At 69.4% G+C, this 19,775-nt stretch carries 19 protein-coding genes; 12 read left to right on the forward strand and 7 right to left on the reverse strand.

Features of this window, described 5'->3' with window-relative positions; translation table 11 throughout:
* Window positions 1–60: 60 nt before the first annotated feature.
* A complete protein-coding gene (locus tag ACZ6QO_RS15970) occupies window positions 61–1,437 on the forward strand; it encodes an L-serine ammonia-lyase (RefSeq protein WP_465851309.1) in 1,377 nt (458 codons plus the stop codon).
* A gap of 106 nt (window positions 1,438–1,543) precedes the next feature.
* Here the strand turns inward: ACZ6QO_RS15970 and ACZ6QO_RS15975 are convergent, their stop codons facing one another.
* Entirely contained in the window at window positions 1,544–2,419 is an 876-nt protein-coding gene (locus ACZ6QO_RS15975) for a hypothetical protein (protein WP_465851310.1), read from the reverse strand.
* Window positions 2,420–2,929: 510 nt separating this feature from the next.
* On the opposite strand from ACZ6QO_RS15975, the gene ACZ6QO_RS15980 reads away from it, so the two are divergent.
* The gene (locus ACZ6QO_RS15980) at window positions 2,930–4,852 is read left to right on the forward strand and encodes a Xaa-Pro dipeptidyl-peptidase (RefSeq protein ID WP_465851311.1); all 1,923 of its coding nucleotides are present in this window, start codon (window positions 2,930–2,932) and stop codon (window positions 4,850–4,852) included.
* 191 nt (window positions 4,853–5,043) lie between these two features.
* Here the strand turns inward: ACZ6QO_RS15980 and ACZ6QO_RS15985 are convergent, their stop codons facing one another.
* A complete protein-coding gene (locus ACZ6QO_RS15985; RefSeq protein ID WP_465851313.1) occupies window positions 5,044–5,766 on the reverse strand; it encodes a cellulose binding domain-containing protein in 723 nt (240 codons plus the stop codon).
* A 487-nt stretch (window positions 5,767–6,253) separates the two neighbouring features.
* On the opposite strand from ACZ6QO_RS15985, the gene ACZ6QO_RS15990 reads away from it, so the two are divergent.
* Genes ACZ6QO_RS15990 through ACZ6QO_RS16000 form a run of 3 tightly spaced genes read left to right on the forward strand, consistent with a single transcriptional unit; the run spans window position 6,254 to window position 9,535 of the window.
* Entirely contained in the window at window positions 6,254–7,231 is a 978-nt protein-coding gene (locus ACZ6QO_RS15990) for a carbohydrate ABC transporter permease (RefSeq protein ID WP_465851314.1), read from the forward strand.
* Window positions 7,228–8,157 carry a carbohydrate ABC transporter permease gene (locus ACZ6QO_RS15995; RefSeq protein ID WP_465851315.1) on the forward strand — a complete coding sequence of 310 codons (930 nt, stop codon included), beginning with the start codon at window positions 7,228–7,230 and terminating at the stop codon, window positions 8,155–8,157. Before ACZ6QO_RS15990 ends, ACZ6QO_RS15995 begins: the two co-directional genes overlap by 4 nt.
* Before the next feature lie 25 nt (window positions 8,158–8,182).
* Window positions 8,183–9,535 (forward strand): ABC transporter substrate-binding protein, encoded by a 1,353-nt coding sequence (locus ACZ6QO_RS16000; RefSeq protein WP_465851317.1) that lies wholly within the window; start codon window positions 8,183–8,185, stop codon window positions 9,533–9,535.
* A gap of 140 nt (window positions 9,536–9,675) precedes the next feature.
* Here ACZ6QO_RS16000 and ACZ6QO_RS16005 read toward each other — a convergent pair whose 3' ends face one another.
* From ACZ6QO_RS16005 to ACZ6QO_RS16015, 3 genes are all read right to left on the reverse strand, one after another.
* Window positions 9,676–10,158, reverse strand: a complete 483-nt coding sequence (locus tag ACZ6QO_RS16005; RefSeq protein WP_465851319.1) for a hypothetical protein — start codon at window positions 10,156–10,158, stop codon at window positions 9,676–9,678.
* Window positions 10,155–10,673, reverse strand: a complete 519-nt coding sequence (locus ACZ6QO_RS16010) for an RNA polymerase sigma factor (RefSeq protein WP_465851320.1) — start codon at window positions 10,671–10,673, stop codon at window positions 10,155–10,157. Before ACZ6QO_RS16010 ends, ACZ6QO_RS16005 begins: the two co-directional genes overlap by 4 nt.
* A 74-nt stretch (window positions 10,674–10,747) precedes the next feature.
* Window positions 10,748–11,554, reverse strand: a complete 807-nt coding sequence (locus tag ACZ6QO_RS16015) for a TetR/AcrR family transcriptional regulator C-terminal domain-containing protein (RefSeq protein WP_465851322.1) — start codon at window positions 11,552–11,554, stop codon at window positions 10,748–10,750.
* Window positions 11,555–11,659: 105 nt separating this feature from the next.
* Between ACZ6QO_RS16015 and ACZ6QO_RS16020 the strand changes: the two genes are divergently transcribed.
* From ACZ6QO_RS16020 to ACZ6QO_RS16035, 4 genes are all read left to right on the forward strand, one after another.
* Complete coding sequence (locus tag ACZ6QO_RS16020) at window positions 11,660–12,490, forward strand: alpha/beta fold hydrolase (RefSeq protein ID WP_465851323.1); 831 nt, start codon at window positions 11,660–11,662, stop codon at window positions 12,488–12,490.
* A gap of 172 nt (window positions 12,491–12,662) precedes the next feature.
* Window positions 12,663–12,869, forward strand: a complete 207-nt coding sequence (locus tag ACZ6QO_RS16025; protein ID WP_465851325.1) for a hypothetical protein — start codon at window positions 12,663–12,665, stop codon at window positions 12,867–12,869.
* Between the two features lie 296 nt (window positions 12,870–13,165).
* On the forward strand, window positions 13,166–13,573 hold the full coding sequence (locus ACZ6QO_RS16030) for a hypothetical protein (RefSeq protein ID WP_465851326.1): 408 nt from the start codon (window positions 13,166–13,168) through the stop codon (window positions 13,571–13,573).
* A gap of 191 nt (window positions 13,574–13,764) precedes the next feature.
* Complete coding sequence (locus tag ACZ6QO_RS16035; RefSeq protein WP_465851328.1) at window positions 13,765–16,452, forward strand: M48 family metalloprotease; 2,688 nt, start codon at window positions 13,765–13,767, stop codon at window positions 16,450–16,452.
* Window positions 16,453–16,641: 189 nt separating this feature from the next.
* On the opposite strand, the gene ACZ6QO_RS16040 is transcribed toward ACZ6QO_RS16035, so the two are convergent.
* The gene (locus ACZ6QO_RS16040) at window positions 16,642–16,836 is read right to left on the reverse strand and encodes a DUF397 domain-containing protein (RefSeq protein ID WP_465851329.1); all 195 of its coding nucleotides are present in this window, start codon (window positions 16,834–16,836) and stop codon (window positions 16,642–16,644) included.
* Entirely contained in the window at window positions 16,805–17,653 is an 849-nt protein-coding gene (locus tag ACZ6QO_RS16045) for a helix-turn-helix domain-containing protein (protein ID WP_465851330.1), read from the reverse strand. Before ACZ6QO_RS16045 ends, ACZ6QO_RS16040 begins: the two co-directional genes overlap by 32 nt.
* A 179-nt stretch (window positions 17,654–17,832) precedes the next feature.
* Between ACZ6QO_RS16045 and ACZ6QO_RS16050 the strand changes: the two genes are divergently transcribed.
* From ACZ6QO_RS16050 to ACZ6QO_RS16060, 3 genes are all read left to right on the forward strand, one after another.
* A complete protein-coding gene (locus ACZ6QO_RS16050) occupies window positions 17,833–18,234 on the forward strand; it encodes an ATP-binding protein (RefSeq protein ID WP_465851331.1) in 402 nt (133 codons plus the stop codon).
* A gap of 460 nt (window positions 18,235–18,694) precedes the next feature.
* Entirely contained in the window at window positions 18,695–18,829 is a 135-nt protein-coding gene (locus tag ACZ6QO_RS16055) for a hypothetical protein (protein ID WP_465851333.1), read from the forward strand.
* Window positions 18,830–18,897: 68 nt separating this feature from the next.
* Window positions 18,898–19,767, forward strand: a complete 870-nt coding sequence (locus tag ACZ6QO_RS16060) for an SIR2 family NAD-dependent protein deacylase (RefSeq protein ID WP_465851610.1) — start codon at window positions 18,898–18,900, stop codon at window positions 19,765–19,767.
* The last annotated feature ends 8 nt before the right edge of the window (window positions 19,768–19,775 follow it).

Consider the following 19,775-nt stretch of genomic DNA (forward strand, 5'->3'; position numbering starts at 1 on the left):
GCGTAGCCCACGCTCATCCGGGCATCCCTCGCACGACACGTTCCAAAGGACGGAAGATCAATGGCGATCAGCGTCTTCGACCTGTTCAAGATCGGCATAGGGCCGTCCAGCTCCCACACGGGCGGCCCGATGGCGGCGGCCCACAAGTTCGCCCGCGGCCTGCACCAGGACGGGCTGCTGGAGAAGACCGCGCGGGTCGAGGTCATCCTGTACGGCTCGCTCGGCCTGACCGGCAAGGGGCACGGCAGCGACAAGGCGGTGCTGCTCGGCCTGTCCGGCGAGAAGCCCGAGCTGGTCGACGTGGACACCGTCGACGATCGGCTCGCGCGGATGCGCGCCTCCGGCACCGTCGAGCTGTACGGCACACGCGAGATCCCGTTCGTCGTCGGCGAGCACCTGGTGTTCGAGCGCAAGATCTCGCTCCCGCACCACCCCAACGGCATGCGCTTCACCGCCTTCACCGCCGAGGGCGAGCCGGTCCGCGAGAAGGTCTACTACTCGGTGGGCGGCGGGTTCGTCGTGGACGAGAACGCCACCGGCGCCGACCGCATCAAGCCGGACGACACCGAGCTGCCGTACCCGTTCACCACGGGGGCCGAGCTGCTGCGGCACTGTGCTGAGACCGGGCTGTCGATCTCTGGGCTCATGCTGGAGAACGAGAAGGCCTTCGGCCGCACCGAGGAGCAGATCAAAGCGGACCTGCTGAACCTCTGGAACGTCATGTCGGAGTCCGTGCGCCGCGGCACCGCCAAAGAGGGCGTGCTCCCCGGCGGCCTCAAGGTCAAGCGGCGGGCCAACCAGATGCTCAGGCGGCTGCAGAGCGAGGCCACGGAGAAGGACCCCCTCCAGGCGATGGACTGGGTCACCCTGTTCGCCCTCGCCGTGAACGAGGAGAACGCCGCGGGCGGCCGCATCGTCACCGCCCCCACCAACGGCGCCGCCGGCATCATCCCCGCCGTGCTGACGTACTACGACCGCTTCACGCCGCGGTCCGACGACGACGGCGTCATCCGCTTCCTGCTCACGGCCGGCGCGATCGGCGTGCTGTTCAAGGAGAACGCCTCCATCTCGGGCGCCGAGGTCGGCTGCCAGGGCGAGGTCGGCTCGGCCTGCTCGATGGCCGCCGCCGGCCTGACCGAGGCGCTCGGCGGCACCCCCGAACAGGTCGAGAACGCCGCCGAGATCGGCATCGAGCACAACCTCGGCCTCACCTGCGACCCGATCGGCGGCCTGGTGCAGATCCCCTGCATCGAGCGCAACGCGGTCGCGTCCATCAAGGCCATCACCGCCGCCCGCATCGCCCTGCGCGGCGACGGCCGCCACTTCGTGGCCCTGGACAAGGCCATCAAGACGATGCGCGACACCGGCCGCGACATGCTCGACAAGTACAAGGAGACCAGCCGCGGCGGCCTGGCCGTCAACGTCATCGAATGCTGACCACCGGCGCCCAGCCCTTCACAGTGGCGACGCCGGTTCACATCATCGGAGCGCCTCTCGCGGCCCTTGCCGCAATAACGACGATCGGGCCGGTCCGCCGTCAACGTCACCGAACACCGCCCCGAGGTTCGAGAAGATCGACCACGGACAGCTCCGTCTCTCCGCCCACGAGACTCAAGGCGACCTCCGCTCGCGCCGCGAGATCCAGCGGGGCAAGACCCTTCACTTGGCCGGCGTGGACGATGCGGTCCAGCCCTGCTCCGACCAGCGGCGCGGCCGTCCGCAGAGAGGCGTCCAAGGCGACGCCCTGCATGGCGCCACCGTGCAGGACGATGTTGCGCGTCCGGTAAAGCCGACGCAGCGCGATGCGATACGTGGCCATCACCTCACCCAGCACCCCGCGTGGGTCGGCGATCAACGCCGCCATCCGCTGCGCAGCCGGAGCATCGCTGTGCCGGGTCCGGACGCCGGAGAAGTCGAGCACTGATGGGCCGGACCGCCGAAGGGCCTCGGCGACGCACCTTGCCCGTTCCTGATTCGTCACACAGGTGGCGATTCGACGGGCAAGGTCGTCGGCTTCTTGTGGCCTGTGACGATGGGCCAATGCGGTGAGTTCGGCTCGTGGCCAGGAGCAGGCGATGATGGCGGCCAGGCGGTCCGCGGCGACGGCCTTGCCCGAGCGCTCCGACTCCGCCGGATCATCAGGATGCGATAGCAACGCCTCAACGGCCGCCCAAGAACCGGCCACGGCAGGCCCGAGCGGCCCCTTGTTGATGGGTGCGGCGAGTTCGAGAGCTTCGTCGATGGGGCTCCGGCAGCCGTCAACACGGTAAAGGTGTCCCTCATGGACGAGGCTGAGAACATCCGCGCCCCGCGCCGGCGGCTCGAACGGCACCGGTCGCGAGTGTCCGGCCACCCAGATGAACGGCAAGGGGGTGATCCCTCCCCGGTTACGACGCAGGAACAACGAGCGCGCGATCATACGTTCGACCATCTGCCGGGCCTGTTCGGCCGCCCCGAACCGTAGCGGATGGACACACCCGTGTTATGCTGTCTCACACACTTGGAGGGGCACTCGCCGTCACGGCCACTGCCCCTCTTTTTATTGCCCGGAACCGGGGCCACGGCGATCCATGAAGTTCACCGCCTCGCCACAGAGACGACCCACGGCAGCCTGGCCGTCAATGTCACCGAATGCTGACCGCCGAGGCACCCCGAGACCTCCTTCGCGGCCTCGGCCCGCTCTTGGTTGGGCCGTTCTTGCCGCTCTGTCGTCGACGAGCGCTCCTCATGTCGTGGATGCCGGCAAGCAGTATGCCCGGTCCCTCAGCGCCGAGGGTCAGCACCGTCAGGGTCGGCGGGGTGTCTCGGACGGACGGTGCCATGTCACATAGGTGGATCAGGGTGATGTCGATCACATAAAGGAATCTTGTCGACAATGCGGACACTCATGGAGATTGCGGATGTCCCCTAGTTGTGCTGGAGGCACCGCTTGCCGCATATACGCGCCGCCCTCATCGGCTTCTCCCTGGCCATGGTGGGCGGCACGCCCGCCCACGCGGCCACCGCCCCCGCCATCACCGTGGAGCAAGGGCGGAGCCAGCCGGTCTTCTCCTACGCTGACGCCGTCCGCGAGCACGTCTATGTCGAGTCGAGCGTCGACAGCGACTCCGATGGCAGGCTCGACCGCGTCCGTGTCGACGTCATCAGGCCCAAGGAGTCGGGGCCCGGCCTGAAAGTGCCGGTGATCATCGACGAGAGCCCGTACTACGACAACTCCGGCCGGGGCAACGAGGCCGAGCGGAAGGTCTACGACGCCGCGGGCAACCTCGCCAAGTTCCCGCTGTTCTACGACAACTACTTCGTGCCGCGGGGTTACGCCGTCCTCAACGTCGACATGGTCGGCACCACGAGGTCCGAGGGCTGCCCGGACGTCGGTGGACGGGCCGACGTGCTGGGCGGCAAGGCCGTCATCGACTGGCTGAACGGCCGCGCCGTCGCCTACCGGGAGGACGGCACGCCCGCCGTCGCCGACTGGACCACCGGCAAGGCCGGGATGATCGGCAAGTCCTACGACGGCACGCTGGCCAACGCCGTGGCGGCGACCGGCGTCGAAGGGCTGGAAACGATCGTCCCGATCTCGGCGATCAGCTCCTGGTACAAATACCAGCGCTCCAACGGCGTCGTCTACAACTACGACTACATGTCGTGGCTGTCGAACGTCGTCGACACCGACCCCGACGCCAAGTGCGCCGCCCTGCGGGCGCGCATGGACGCCGAGGACGGGGACGACACCGGCGACTACAACGCCTTCTGGGCCGAGCGCGACTACATCGCCGGGTCGCTGGGCGACGCCTCCAAGGTGCGCGCAAGCGTTTTCGCCGTGCACACGGTCAACGACCTCAACGTCAAGCCGGACAACTTCTCCAAGTGGTGGCAGGCGCTGGCCGGCCGGGACGTGCCCCGCAAGATCTGGGTCGGCCAGTACCAGCACGTGGACCCGTTCGACTTCGAGGGACGCCGCGACCTGTGGGTGGACACGTTGCACCGCTGGTTCGACCGCTGGTTGCTCGGCGTCGCCAACGGCATCATGGCCGAGCCGCGCGCCGACGTACAGGTCGGCCCGGGAAGCTGGATCACCCAGCGGGACTGGCCGGCGCCGTTCGCCCTGAAGGTGCCCTTCCATCCCACGGCCGACGGCTCGCTCGGCCTGGCCGCCGCCCAGAAGGGACACACGGCCGCCTTCACCGACACCCGGATGTCCGAGGACGCGATGGTGGCCGACATCGGCACGGCCAACCCCGGCAGGGTCGCGTTCACCACCGGCGCGTTGCCGCTGGACCTGCGCCTGTCCGGCACGCCCGTCGTGGACCTGCGCGTCGCGCTCGACAAGCCCACCTCGAACCTGACGGCCCTCCTGGTCGACTTCGGCGAGGACACCCGCGTCGACTGGCGGCGCGGTCAGGGCATCAGCACGCTCACCCAGGAGAGTTGCTTCGGCGAGAGCACGGCGGCCGACGACGGCTGCTACAAGAACGTGGCCACGAACGTGGCCACCCGGCCGCTGGAAATCGTCGCCCGCGGCTGGATCGACGTGCAGAACCGCGAGTCGCTCAGCGAGCCCTCCCCGCTGCCGCCCGGGACATACGGCAAGGTCAGGTGGGAGACCCTGCCGCAGGACTACGTGTTCAAGAAGGACCACCGGCTGGCTCTGGTGATCGCCGGGACCGACGCGACCTACAGCGGCGAGGCGGCCACCGGGGCCAACGTCACCGTCGACCTCGCCAAGAGCAAGGTGCTGCTGCCGCTGGTGCTCAGCACTCCGCTCACCGGCGGCGAGGTGCCGAAGGACAAGGTCAAGTGGCACGGCCCGCGGCAACTGAACCTGCCTCTTCCGGAGATCAAGCTGTACTGACCTCGGGCTGGTGGTCGCCCAGGCGTGAGCCCGCGCCCGGCCGGGAGACGCGTCAGCGCGTCAGCGGCCGGCCGCGGCTCACGCCCGCGCCGTTCCGTGGTCCCCTCGACCGTCAACGTCGGCCCCGGCCTGGCGGCCAGGTTCCCGGCGAGCTCACGCTTCACCTGTCACCGGGCCGGGTGGAGGGCTGTTCAGCCGCCGATGCCGACGACGTTGACGTGTACCTGCCACAACTTCTGCGGAAGCGCGCACCGGGGCGCGGTGTGCAGGCAGGCGTAGTCGGTCATGGTGCTCACCTCGGTGGAACCGGCGGTGCCGGTGCGGTACACCTCGAACAGCGGCTGATCGGTCGGGTATCCGCCGCGGGTCAAGGCTTTCACGAGAGCCGGTCCACTGACGGCGGACGGACGGTACGCGGCGGGCAGGCTGATGCCGAGGGTCTGTCCGATGTGGAGGATGACCGTCTTGCCGTTGTCGGCCTCGGTGAGCGTGACGCTCGGCTCAACGGTGACGGCGTTGTTGACGCAGTTCACCGTCGGGGTCGGTCCCGTGCCGGTGACCTGCATCCCGAAGGTGGTCGAGGCCCCTGGGGCGAGTTCTCCGTTGTAGGCCGCGTTCACCGCGGTGACGTAGGTGGCGGAAGGCGTAACGGCCGTGGTGACGATGGCGTTCCACGCGGACACCACCGACTGGCCGCCGGCGAGGGTCACGTTCGCCGTCCACTTGGTCGCGGGGGTGGCGGCGGTGTTGCTGATCGTGACGGTCACGGAGCTTCCCCCGGCGTACTCTCCGTCGACGCGCGCGATGGCGGCGCACCCGGCCGATTGGGCGGCCGGCATCGCGGCGCCTTCGGCGATCGCCGGTATGGCGAGCACAGTCAGCAGGCCGACGATCGTGCTCAGGCCCAAGGCCATCCGTCTTGTCCAAGCCACAGCTATTCGCCTCTCAGCGCACGCGGTGCCGGCCCAGGACGAGACACCGCACGATGGGATTCCGGCAGACGCATCGTCAACGGTGACCTCGTTGATGTCAAGGATCGATGAATTTTTCAGGAATCACTCACCTGCGGCCCGCCCCTGAGACCGGCACTGCCCCTCTGACGTGCACGTTCGCTCCGCCAGGCAGGGAGGAGCAGCTATCTCGGCGGGGGCGCCGTGCTGCCGCGGATGACGACTTCCACCGGGACGGTGTGGACGGTGGAACCGGCCGCCGGCCGGGCGTCCGCACGGACATCGGTGGCAGCGCTAACACGCTGATGTCCTCGCCGGTCGACGTGAGAACACCGCGTTACGGAAGTACCTCCTGTTCACCCCGGCCGTCTATTGACGAGCCCGGAGCACGCTGTGATGCTCGAATCCCGATCTTCATGGCAGCGCCGACATGACGGAAGGCGGGGCGCTCATGGCAGGCGATCCGCTCACCGCCACGGCGGGCGGGCGCGGCGCGCGCGGGCGGCCGGCGCGGTACGGCCTCGGCGGACGGCCGGGGCGGTACGGCCTCGGCGGACGGCCGGGGCGGTACGGGTCCCGAGGGCGGCACCTGCGGTACCACTGGGTGGGCTGGGCCTTCAGCGCCCCGTTCTGCCTGGTCTTCCTGGTCGCGATCGTCGCGCCGCTGGCGTACGCCATGTACCTGAGCCTCTTCCAGGACCGGCTGATCGGCGGCGACGTCTTCGTCGGCCCGGCCAACTACGCGGCGGCCTTCGCCGACCGCCTGCTGCACGCCGGCCTGCTGCGGGTCGCGCTGTTCCTGGTCGTCCAGGTGCCGATCATGCTGACGGTCGCCACGCTCGCGGCGCTCGCCATCGACAGCGGGCGACTGCGCGCGGCCGGGGTCTACCGCATCGGCATCTTCGTGCCCTACGCGGTGCCCGCCGTCGTCGCCTCCCTCATGTGGGGTTACCTGTACAGCGACCGGTTCGGCCCGCTCGGCGGCGAGGCCCTGTCCGGCTCGTGGATCCTCGCCTCGATCGGCAACATCGCCACCTGGGAGTGGACGGGCTACAACATGCTCATCCTGTACGCCGCGCTGCGCGTGGTGCCCAGGGAGCTGTACGAGGCCGCCGAGATCGACGGCGCGGGCGAGATCCGCAAGGCGGTGAGCATCAAGCTCCCCGCGCTGCGCCCCGCGCTGCTGCTGGCGACGATCTTCTCCATCATCGGCAGCTTCCAGCTGTTCAACGAGCCCAACGTGCTCGCGAGCCTCGCCCCCGCGCAGATCACCACCTACTACACGCCCAACATGTACGCCTACAACCTCGCCTTCAACGGCCAGCAGTACAACTACGCGGCCGCGGTGGCCGTGGTGCTCGGCGTGGTCACCATCGTCGTGTCCTACGCCGTGCAACTGTCCGCCGGGCGAAGGGAACGCGGGTCGTGAACCGCGCGACGGCGGCCGTCCCCACGGCGAGGCGCACGACGACGGGCCGCCCCACGACGAGGCGGAGGGCGCCGGCCGCCGCCCTGGCCAAGCGCACGATGCTCACCGTCCCGATGCTGGCCATGCTGCTGTACTGCCTGCTGCCGCTGGCGTGGCTGGTGGTCAGCACGACCAAGACCAACGCCGGGCTGTTCGACAGCCCGGGCCTGTGGTTCGCCGACCGGGTGGCCCTGGTGGACAACGTCCGGCAGGTGTTCACCTACCAGGACGGCGCCTACGGCCGCTGGTTCGTCAATTCGGTGCTGTACGCCGTGGCCGGCGCGGGCGGCGCCACCGCCATCGCCGCGCTCGGCGGATACGCCCTGGCCAAGTACGACTTCCACGGCGCCAGGGTGTTGTTCGCCGTGGTGCTCGGCGCGATCACCGTGCCCACGACCGCGCTCGCCGTGCCGACCTTCCTGCTGTTCACCGAGCTCGGCCTGGTCAACACCCCGTGGGCGGTGCTGGTGCCCTCGCTCGCCAGCCCCTTCGGCCTGTACCTGATGCGGGTCTACGCCGCCGACGCGGTGCCCACCTCGATGATCGAGGCCGCCAGGCTGGACGGGGCGGGAGAACTGCGCATCTTCTGGTCCATCTCGCTGCGCCTGCTCCGTCCGGGGCTGGTGACCGTCCTGCTGTTCACGCTGGTCGCGACCTGGAACAACTACTTCCTGCCGCTGATCATGCTCAGCGATCCGGCGTGGTACCCGCTCACCGTCGGGCTCAACCAGTGGAACAGCCAGGCGGGAAGCAGCGCGGGCGGGCAGGCGGTCTACAACCTGGTGCTCACCGGCTCCCTCATCGCGATCGTCCCGCTCGTCCTGGCCTTCCTGTTCCTCCAGCGCTACTGGCAGTCGGGGCTGTCGGCCGGCGCGGTCAAGCAGTGACCCACCACCTGTCGGAGGTCCTACCATGCGAAAGTCCGTAGTCGCAGCGCTCGCACTGTCTCTGCTCACGTTCGCCGCCTGCGGCCGGCCGTCGCCCTCCTCCCCCACCTCGCAGGCGCCCGCCGCGAAGGACGCCGCCGGCGACATCGACAAGGCACTGCAGACCGACACGACGATCACGTTCTGGTCGTGGGTCCCCAACATCGACAAGACGGTGGAGCTGTTCCGGCGCAAGTACCCCAAGGTCAAGGTGAACCTGGTCAACGCGGGCCAGTCGGCCGCCGAGTACACCAAGCTGCAGTCGGCGGTGAAGTCGGGCAGCGGCGCGCCGGACGTAGCGCAGATCGAGTACTTCGCGCTGCCGCAGTTCGCCCTGTCCAAGGCCGTCGTGGACCTCAACCAGTACGGCGCGCCGTCCTGGAAGGACGCGTTCACCGACTCGGCCTGGGCACAGGTCGGCGTCAACGGCGGGGTGTACGCGGTGCCGCAGGACACCGGGCCGATGGCCATGTTCTACCGCAAGGACATCCTGGACCAACTCGGCATCGAGCCCCCGGCCACCTGGGACGATTTCACCGCCGCCGCCGAGAAGATCAAGAGGTACGATCCCGGCTGCTTCATCACCAGCGTCGACCCCGGTGACGCGGGTGGTGTCGACAGCCTCATCTGGCAGGCGGGCGGCCGGCCGTTCGCCATCACCGGCGCCAGCAGCGTCACCGTGAACCACCAGGACGAGGGCGCCAAGCGGTGGGCAGGGCTGTGGACCAGGCTACTGCGCGACAAGCTGGTCGATCCGGCCGCCGGCTGGAACGACGCCTGGTGGCAGGGCATGAGCAGCGGCAAGTACGCCATGTGGATCACCGGGGCGTGGGCGCCGGGCGCCATCGAGAGCACGATCCCGCAGACCAGGGGCAAGTGGCGCGTGGCCCCCGTGCCGCAGTGGGACGCGGGCGCGGCGGTCGACGCGGAGAACGGCGGCTCGGGCGTCGCGGTGCTCGCGCAGAGCAGGAACACGGCGGCGGCGGTCGGCTTCGCCAAATGGCTGAACTCCGATCCCGAGGCCGTCCGCTCGCTCAACACCGCCTCCGGGCTGTTCCCTGCGACCAGGGAACTGCTGAACAGCCCCGAGTTCGCGAACGCCGGACTGCCCTTCCTCGGCGGGCAGCAGGCCAACAAGATCCTGGTGGCGGGCTCGTCCCAGGTGGCCAAGGGCTGGCAGTACCTGCCGTTCCAGGTGTACGCCAACAGCGTCTTCAAGGACACCGTCGGCCAGGCCATCGCGGGCGGCGGCGACATCAACGCGGGGCTGACCGCCTGGCAGAAGCAGATCACCACCTACGGCCGCCAGCAGGGCTTCACCCTCGCCTCGGGATCCTGAGCACGCCTCGCGGTCCTGAGCACGCCTCGGGATCCCGAGGCGTGCTCAGGCCTCCCGGCGGCCCGACCGCGATCCGGCCTCCCGGTGGACGTGCCGGCGAGGCGCCCCGGCCGGGGAACCGGAGAAGCGGCGTGCGGGAGTCACCCTTCCCTGTGGTCGCCGCTCGCGTCGGCGCGCGAGGTCAGTTCCTCCTTCCGGCGCAGCAGCGCCGCTCTCACACGGCGGGCGGTGCGCAGGTTGACGATGGCCACCACTCCCAGGGTGAGCACCGCGACGATCAACGAGGGATCGATCTTGTGCCGCACGATGGTGATGGCGAGCGCGCCTGCCGTCAGCAGCAGCCACGCGCTCAGACCGATCCAGCCGGCCACGACACGGTCCCTGGCGAACAGTGGCGCCCGGCGGATCACCGCCCAGGCGCCGAACGCCGCCCAGCAGAGCCCGATCGCCATCAGCACGGCGAAGGCGATCTTCGTCCGCGGCGGCAACCCCGGCTCGGTCGCCCAGAGCGTGCCGACCAGGCCACTCCCGGCGAGTCCCGCGCAGGCCAGCGTCACGTATCCGACCCGCCGCCGCAGCGACAACGGCGCGTCGAGCCGCTTGAGCACGTCCTCCGGCGTCATGCTTCGTACCCCTTCCGTACCAGTTCCTGGTGTAAGAGCCTCCGCGCCCGGTTGAGTCGCGACTTGACGGTTCCGACCGGGATGCCACAGATCTGTGCGCACGCGTCCAGCGGAAGGTCTTCGAGATAGAACAGCAGGAGTACCTCCCGCTCCCGGACGGGAAGCGCCGCCAGCGCCCCGCCGAGCGCCTCCCGGTCGACGACGTCCTCCGCCTCGTCCCGGCCCGGCAGGTCGTCCACCGGATCGGGGCCCGGCTGCGCGTACGCGTCCCGCAGCCGGTTCATCACCGCACGGCGGGCGATGGTGAACAACCACGGCGCGAACCGGTCGGGCCGCCGCAGCCTGGGCAGCCCTTTGAACACCGCGAGCCAGATCTCCTGCACGACGTCGTCGTCGGGGCCGGCGAGCATCCGCCGGACGTAGCGCTCGACCGCACCGTGCCAGGCCCGGACCAACTGGGCGAACGCCTCACGCTCCCCCAACTGGCAACGGACGACCAGCAACTCATCACTCATCTGCCCTCCTTCGCCTGTTCAGTCGGCGACGGTGCCGCGGAGGTTCATTTCCGGGCGAAGAGCACTCGGGCGACTCAATGCGGGGGCGCGGCGGCCCGAGCCGGATGGACGGCGTTCTGGCGGGCGACGGCGGCGACGGTGCCGTCGATGATGACACGAAGGCCGTGCTCGAAGGCGGCCTCGCCGCCCGAACCGCCGCCGTCGCGGACGGCGGCGAGAAGGGTGGGCCACACGCCATCGGCCAGGCCGGCCGCGACCTCCGCCGACCGCCGCCCTGCCTGTTCGGGCCGCCCTTCTCCCTCCGCCTCCCCTGGCCGGGGCACCTGGTGCTCGTCCCGCTCGGGCCGTTCAGCCTGCTCGGGCAGCTCACCTCGCTCATCCTGCTCGGGTGGCTCGGGCCGGGGCATCTGGCGTTCCGCCTGCTCCTGCAGGACGAAGCCGGTCGCGTAGTGGCTGATCGCCGTGATGGTGTGCAGCGCCAGCACAGGGGTGAACCCGCGCCCGACCATGGCCGACAGTTCCTCCTCGAACAGCCGCATCGTCTCGGGGTTCAGCCGGCCGGCGGTGGCGACCAGGCGTGCGCCGTCGCGGTGGGCCAGCAGCGAGGCACGGTAGGCGCGGGCGCGGCGGGCGAGCCAGTTCTGCCAGGGCTCCCCCTCCCGGGGCGGCCCCATTCCGGCGGCGCGGATGATCTCGTCGGCCATCTCGTCGAGCAATTCTTGCTTGGTGCGGACGTGCCAGTACAGGGCCGGTGACCGGACACCCAGCTCGGCGGCGAGCCTGCGCACGGTCAACCCGTCCAGCCCCACCTCGTCGAGCAGCCGCAGCCCCGTGTCGACCAACGTCCGGCGGCTCAGCCCGGGCCGCTTGTTCGCATGCATCGTTGACACCTTAGCAGCGCTAAGTTAGCTTAGCGCTGCTAAGTAGAATTGAGCACTGCTAAGGAGTAGTGGCGCTCCCCCACCGAGGCGGCAACCGGAGGCACCGTGCTCATCACCCGCTCGGCGGACGGCACAGACGTCCGCGCGTACGACGAAGGTCAGGGACCGGTCATCGTGCTGCTCCACCCGGGCCTGGACGACGGCACGCGCTGCAAGAAGCTCGCCGAGATCCTCTCCAAGCGCTTCCGGGTCCTACGCCCGCACCGGCGCCAGTACCGGATGGACCTCAAGTCCGACCCTCGGCTCGGCGGCTCACCCTGCACGATCGCCCAGGAGGTCGAGGACGTGCTGGCGGTCGTGCGCGCGGCCGGCGAACCGGTCGTCCTGTACGGCCACAGCGACGGCGGCGTGGTCGCCCTCGAAGCGCTGGCCGCCGCCCCGTCCTCCTTCGCCGGCGGGGTGATCTTCGAGTCGGCCGCCGTCGTCGGGCCGCCGCTCGCGGGCGAGGGCGGCCGGATCCTGACGGAGGCGCGGGCGGCGCTCGCGGCGGGCAGAACCGGCAGGGCGATGGCCGTCTTCCTGCGCGGCTCGGTCGGCCTGCCCGGTTGGCAGGCCGTCCTGGCCGGCATGGCCGTCGCGCTCGTGCCGAAGTACCGCAGGCTGGCCCCGGCCCAGCTCGACTCCCTCGAAGCGCTCGACCGGCTCGGCGTGCGCCTGGACACCTACGCCACGATCCGCGTTCCCACGCTCCTGCTGAGCGGCGACCGCAGCCCCGCGCACATCATCCATCGAGTCGACGCCATCGAGCGGGTGATGCCGGACGCCGATCGGATCATCATGCGCGGCCGCGACCACGGCGCCGACCTCAAGGATCCCGGCGAGATCGCCCGGCTCATCGAGAACTTCGCCGACACGGTACTGACACCGGCCGCCTGACCGGCCGCCTCCGACCCCTGTCATCGCGCCATCGATGCCGCCGGCGCGAAGCACCTTGACCACGATATGGCCGCAGCTGACCATGGCGGTTTATCCCACGGGGAAGACCAGAAGTGCCCGATGAATCGCGGCAAAGCACACAACAGGGGGATCTATGGCGATTACTGCGGAAATGTCGAAGCTGCTGGACCGGGAGTACGAGGACAAGAGCCTCGCGGACCTCGTCAAGGCTCCCGTATCCGCCTTGTCCGGGGTCAGTGAGAGCGACGCGCAGCTCCTCAGGGACGCCTTCCACATCAAGACGGTCGGCGACCTGGGGCGCAACAAGTTCTTCCGCGCCGCCACCGCGCTCGTCGACCTGGCCGACACCATGAAATAGCCGACCGCTCGGACTCACCGCGCCGGCCGGGCACCGCATCGCCCGGCCGGCCGACTCCGCGAACGGACGCACGGATCCGCGCACCGACGCCCGGAGGAGAAGGGCGCGCCTGATCCGCATTCCCGGTAATCCATCCGGCGCGGAATGCGTCTTATCAGGGGTAGTGAAGTGAAAGGTCAGGTACGGCGGCCCGGATGGGCCACGCATGACGAGGATGGATTGCGCCTGTGCCTTTAGATGCGGATGAACGTGACTTCGGGACCGCAGGGGATCGACGCGCACTCGTCCGCGCGCTGGTGGCGGAATTCGCCCCCCAGGAGCTTCCCGAATTCGACCTGATGACCGAGGTCTACTTCGCCTCGCCCGCCGCCGCACGCCGCGCACGGCGGCCCAGGGACGAGGCGGGAGCCCTCGGCATCGACCTCGGCGATCCCACGCTGACCAACCTGCTGTGGAACGTGATCGGCGGGCTGACCGCGGAAGGGCTGCTGATCGGCGCCCGTAACGGGCGCGCCTGGTGGCGGCGGCGCAAGAAGCCCACGCCCGACGACCCGCTGCCGGCTCTGCCGCCCGAGAAGGCATCCCAGGCCCACGCGCTGATGACGGACGCGCTGAGGCAGGCGCCCTTCATCACCTCTCCGGAGGCGGTGGCCGACAGCGCGATCGACCGCTGGGCCAAACGTGACTGGACGCCGCCCGCATGACCACCGGCGCACGGAACAGTGGGGGGCCGGAGAGCACCGAGAGTCCGGCAAGCAGGGAAGACACGGCCGGCACCGGGAACACAGCGAGCACCGAAAGCACGGCCGGCACCGGGAATACAGCGAGTGCCGGAAGTCCGGAGAGCGCCGGGAACACAGAGAGTGCCGGAAGCAACGGGCGTGCCGAAAGTCCGATGAGTCCCCCTAGCAGCGGGCGTGCCGAAAGCCCGAAGAACCCCGGGAGCAGCGGGCATACCGAAAGCCCGGAGAGGCCCGGAAGCAGCGGGAAGGCCGGGAGAACGGCGGCGGGACGGCCGGTCAATCCGTTCCTGCTGCCGGCGGCGACCGTCTCCCGCTTCATCCTGCTGATCACGATCACCCTGTCCGCCGCGGGATCGTCCTTCGACCTCATCGCGGGCGGCTCCCTCTCCTGGCAGGCCGCCTACGCCCGATGCGGCGTCGCGGCCGACACGGCCGCCGCGACGACCCAGGCCGACGCCCTCGTCCAGTCGTACCTGGCGTGCCTGAACGACCTCGGGGTGCGGCGCGCGATGGCCGGGTTCGGCGCGATGGCCCTGACGGCCCTGGTGATCGCCGCCGTCCACGTCGTGCGGCCGCGGATCACCATCAGGCGGCAGCATCTCGTGCCCGCCGACCCGCGGACGCACCCCGACCTGCAAGAGACCGTGCGCAGGCTGGCGCGGAGCGAAGGGCTTCGGCGGGTGCCGCGCATTCTGCTGGACGCCAACCGGCGCGCCCCCGGCGGCCGCGCCTTCGGGCACTACCCGCGCTACTACCTGAGGCTCAACGTCGGAACGCTCCATCGCGACAGGGAGCTGGGCGGCGAGGGGGTACTGGAGGCGGTCGTCCTGCACGAACTGGCACACCTGCGCAACCGTGACGTCGATCTCACCGGCCTCACCCAAGCCGCCGTCTGGGTGTTCGCCGGGCTGATCGGCGTGCCCGTCGTGGTGTACACGGCGGTCGGCGCCCCGGAGAACCTTCTCGACGTGGCGGCGCGGACGCTGGTGGCGAGCGTGCTGGTGGCCGTGCTGGCCGCGGCCGTCCTGCGCTCGCGGGAGCACTACGCGGACGTGCGCGCCGCCGTCGCCGGCGGCCGGCTCCCCGACCTGGGGTCGCCGCCGCTGCCCTGGCTGCGCGCCCTGCTGCCGCTGCACCCGCGCGACGACCGCCGGGAGAAGGTGGTCGGCGACCCGGGGCTGCTGATGAGGTGGGTCCCCGGCGAAGCGCTCGGCGCCGGCATCGCAGTCGGACTCGGCACGACCCACCTGACCGCGGTGCTGCGTCTACTCCTGACCACCTCCGAGTTGCACGCGCACCTCCTCTCATCCTTGGTGTACGCGGTCCCGGCCATGGCGATCGTCCTCGCCGGCGCCTATCGCTCGACGTTGCGCGCATCGGCCGCCGGACATCGCGCACCGCGCGGAACCGCGGCCGGGACGGGGCTGGCGGCAGGGATCGTCCTCGGCCTGCTCACCTCGCCCTCGCGGAGCGACGGGTCATGGGCCGAGGCCATAACGGGCGCGCCGCTCATCGCCGTCCTCATGGCGATCGTGCTGCTGGTGTCGTGCCTGGTTCTGTGCCGGTGGCTGACGGTGGCGGCCACCGCCTGGCTTCCGGCCGCGCGCGGCCGCACGCTGGTGCCCTCCTACCTGGCCGCGCTCACACCGGCCGCCCTGGTGTTCGGCACGGGCCTGAACGTGTGGTCCATGACCACCTCGAACGCCTTGCTCTTACGTGATCCCACTGCCTGGATCAGCCCGACGTTCGGCATGTTGCTGGACGCGGCCCTGCTCACGGCGCTGCTGGGAGCCGCCCTCTACCCGCTGGCCTCATGGCTGCGGCAGCGGTGGCCCGGGCGTGAACGCGATGTGCACCTGGGCTCTCCCGACGCCGTCATGCTGCCCCCTGTGCGGGTGCGTCCGGTGTTCGCGCTGGCGCCCGCGGCGCTCCTGACGGCCGTGGTCGTGGCGGGAAACCTCGTGACGCCCGAGGGGATGATGATCGGCATCGTCCGCGCTTTCGGCATGAATGCGGGCGGTCAGGCCGTCAGCGGCCTGGTGGCGCAGTTCGCGGCGGTGATGGCGGTCATCGTGGTGACGCAGTTCCTGGCCGGCACGTTCGTGGCCGCCAGGGCGGACGGCGGCCGGGCCGGCCTCGGCCCCTCGCACGCGGTGCTGGCCGCCGTGGCCGCCGGGCTCGCCACCGCTCTGGCTCTGTACCTGCCGCCGCTGGTCGCCGTATGCTCGGCCGGTCTCGCCCGGTGCGACGCCACGTTCCTGACGACCGGACTCGGCACGACGCTCGTAGCGACGGCGGCCTCCGGAGTCCCGGTCGCCCTGCTCGGGGCAGGTCTGGTGAGCGCCTTCCGCGTCCTCGCCGATTCGGTGCGCCGCCGGCCACGCGTGGCCGGCCAGGTCACCCGGCCGGGCCGCGCCTGGACCCGCAGGCTCCTGGCGCTGGTCGCCGCCGTGTGCGTGGGTGGGTGGTTCGCGGTGACGGTGCCGCTCTGGTTGTGGCAGTGGGGGTTCACCGACCCGCCACCGCCTCCGGACAACTGGACGAGCGCCGCCTCGGCCGTCCCGCCACCCGGTCCGGCCGGTAGCCGCACGGCGCTCGAAGGCTGCACCGCGACCGAACGCGCCACCCCGGCGTCCACGATCGGGGGTGATCGCTACTACGTCGCCTGGGCCACCGCCTTCGCCCTGCTGGGCGAGAGCGACCGGCCGTTCCTCGTCGCAGCGGGCAGAGCGGCCTACCCGCCCGCCCGCGACACGCGGTTCACCTTCCGGCACTCCCAGACCGCCGTCAGGCTGTACTGCGAAAGCCTCACCGTCAGCGGTGGCCCTGCTGCTCCCTGATCCTCCGGCCCCTCGCCGACCGACGTGAACCGTCGATCGGCCCGCGCGGCACGGGGGGCCGAATTGACGCTCGCCAAGCCGCGAAACGCCACGAGTAGCGGGAATCGGCGCGCTATCGTCCATACGGTCCCCGCACGGCATCGGCCGGGGACCAGGCCCCGGCCGACCGAGGCCGAGCCTCGGTACCGGTCAGATCACGCCGTGTTTCACGCCGTCCAGGAAGACGGCCCATTCAGCGGGAGAGACGACAAGTGCCGGCATGGCGTGGTTCTTGCTGTCACGCAGGGCTCGGAGTCGCGCAAAATCCGTCGCCACCTCCACGCATTCGCCCTGATCGGCGCTATGGCTACTCTTACGCCACTGTGCACCCTGAAGCTTCTGCATCACGTTGCTTCACCGTTTCCTCTAGGAGCCGGAGGGATTGGCTGAACGGGAGCGCCTCGGCCCTGAGCGCGTCGTATCGAAGAACGAGCTCGGCGATCAGGTGCCGGTCATCGAATGTGCGCCCGAAGGGCTGGGCATCCGTGTAGGCGGCATAGGGGGCCCCATTCCGTTCGGCGATGATGAACCCGCCTGCCATCCCGCAGTGCGCCCGGACCGTGCCAGGCACGATCTGGATGGTCACTTGAGGATGCCGGGCGACCTCAAGTAGATGCCTTAGCTGCTCCCGCATGACCTCTATATCACCGATCACCCGGTGGAGCACGGCCTGATCGACGACCACATTCAGCACGGGTGGCCTGTCGCGTTGCATAATCGCCTGCCGTTGCATGCGGTTGGCCAGCCTCTTCTCCAATTCCTCCTCGGTGATGCCGGGAGTGGCGGCCAGGATCTCGCGGGTGTACGCCTGCGTCTGGAGCAACCCAGGAATGATCATCGGCTGCCAGGTCCTCAAGCTCGTGGCGTGCTGCTCCTCCTCCAGCCATGGCCTGAGATATTCAGGGGCCTTGTTCCAGTTCGTGGCGGTGTAGAGGCGGACCATGGTGCCGTCGAGGCCGAAGATCTGGTCGCAGAGTTCGGCGAAGCGGCGAGACGGCGGGCGCTTGGCCAGCTCGACCATGTTGATCATCGAGTCGGAGAACCCCATGCGCTCGCCGAGCTGCCGCTGCGTCAGGTCCGCCGCCTGCCGGTAGCGGCGCAGTTCGAACGCGAAGACGGCGCGCGGGGACTCGTGCGGGTCTATTTCTTTCTGGGGGGACATTTATCACCTACCCGTGCGAAACGGATTGTTTCGGTCTGGCGACCGTTTTGCTGACCGGAACTGTGGACGGAGAGTTCCCCTATTCCGCTACCGATCGTAAGTGGCCGTTGACACTCTGGTAAAGCGAAACGGCCAGGACGCGTGGACCAACTCCCGCGAGCAGACGAATAGGCGAGCGCATGAGGATAGGAAACCTGCTGGGCGTCATCGAACTCGCCGGTATTCCCGAGTCGGTCTCATTGGCACGCGACTATGTGCGGCGAAAGCTCGGTGACGGCCACCCGGCGCTGGACGACGTGACGCTCCTGGTCTCCGAGGTCGTCACCAATGCGGTCGTCCATTCCGACTCGCGGGACGGCGGCAGGGTGACGCTGGCCATCGCCGACTGCCGCGACCTGGTCCATGTCGACGTCGTGGACGCCGGCGGGGACACGGTGCCGCACGTCCGCGGCGACCTGTACTCCGAAGGCGGGCGCGGCCTGATGCTCGTAGAAACGCTTTCGCAACGCTGGGACGTCCACGAGGAAGACGGCCGGCGAACGGTCTGGTTCCAGGTCGGATATGCGCGCTCGCGAGAGTGACGCCACGAACGGCCGTCCCCATTTCCCCCCGGTGGGGACGGCTCATTTCCCGAAGCCCGCGAGAAGGAAGACCCAACAACACGGCTGAAACGGAAAAGGCCGCAGAAAACTCACCATCGTCCTGGCAGGGGCGTACCGATCGACGTTGCGGACGCCGGCCGCCGGGCGGCGGGCACCGCGCGGCACCGCCGCCGGAAGTGAGCACTGCTGGGTAGCGGACCGCTCCCCGGGCCACCAGGAGGCTCCGTGCTCACCACGAAATCGTCTCGACATGCTCGGCGCGATCGGCGTTCCCGGGCGCCACCGAAGTCCGGAACGGCGGTCCGCAGTCCGGACGGACGGCGAACCTCTCCGGATCAGGGCAGGTCTCCGCTACATCCGTCCGGGATGCTCCGGATGTGTGGCCGGACCTCGCGCCCACGGGATGTGCTCCAGGTCTCCCGACCTACAGGAGCCGACCGTGCAGCATGTCACCGAAGCGATCGTCCTCGCCACCGCCTTCGTCACACTTGTCACCGAGATCGTCCAGCTCATCAGCGCGCACAAGCGGAATCCTCCGGAGGAGGAGCCAATTGATGACGAGAAGAGGAATTAGACTCACCGACGTGAACCCCGGAGTACCCAAGGGTTTTGAACGGTGAGGCGGTGCTTCGCGTGGACGAGATGGACTGGGAACGCTTGGTCGACCAGCTGAGAACAGGTGACTGCACCCCCATTCTGGGGGCAGGAGCCCGCACCGGTGCGCTGCCGACAGGCGCGGGGCTGAGTCGCGAGTTGGCCCACAGATATGGCTATCCGTTCTCCGATAGCCACAACCTGGCGCGCGTCACACAGTACGCGGCGATGCAGACTCGCGACCCCGTCTACGTGAAGTACAGCATCGCCGAAACGTTGCGCGCATATCCATCTCCCATTGAAGATCCGCTCGACCCGCACAGCCTGTTCGCCGAGGTTCCGTGCCGCGTGTACCTCACCACCAACTATGACGACTTCTTGCTCGAAGCTCTGCGCAGGCACGGGAGAAAACCCAACGTGGCCAGCGCACCCTGGCATCCGGACGTCGACTACGCAGCAGAGCTGTTCACCAGCGAGGCGGGGTGGAATCCGAAATCAGACCAGCCGATGATCTATCACTTACACGGCAGGCTGGCCGATCCGCTCTCCATGGTGCTGACGGAGGACGACTATCTCGAGTTCATGACCACCCTCGCCCAGCACCCCCTTCACGGCCTATCCGGGCAGGAGATGCTGCCGGCCCCGATCTTGGCCGCTCTCACTACCAGGCCGCTGCTGTTCATCGGCTACAGCCTGCAAGATTGGTCTTTCCGGATGCTGTTGAGCGTGCTTCTCAGAGTGGTCCCGGGCATCAACCGTCGCTGCCACTTGAGCGTGCAGCTGCCACCAGAGCACGCCGGCCGGGAGGCGACGCAGCAGTGGATAGCAAGATATCTCGAAAGGTGGAACATATCCGTCTTCTGGGGCTCGTCACAGGAGTTCGTCGGGGAACTCCGGCAGCGTATCCGGCCGGACTGAACGCCACG

This window comes from Sphaerisporangium sp. NPDC049457, assembly GCF_055586705.1.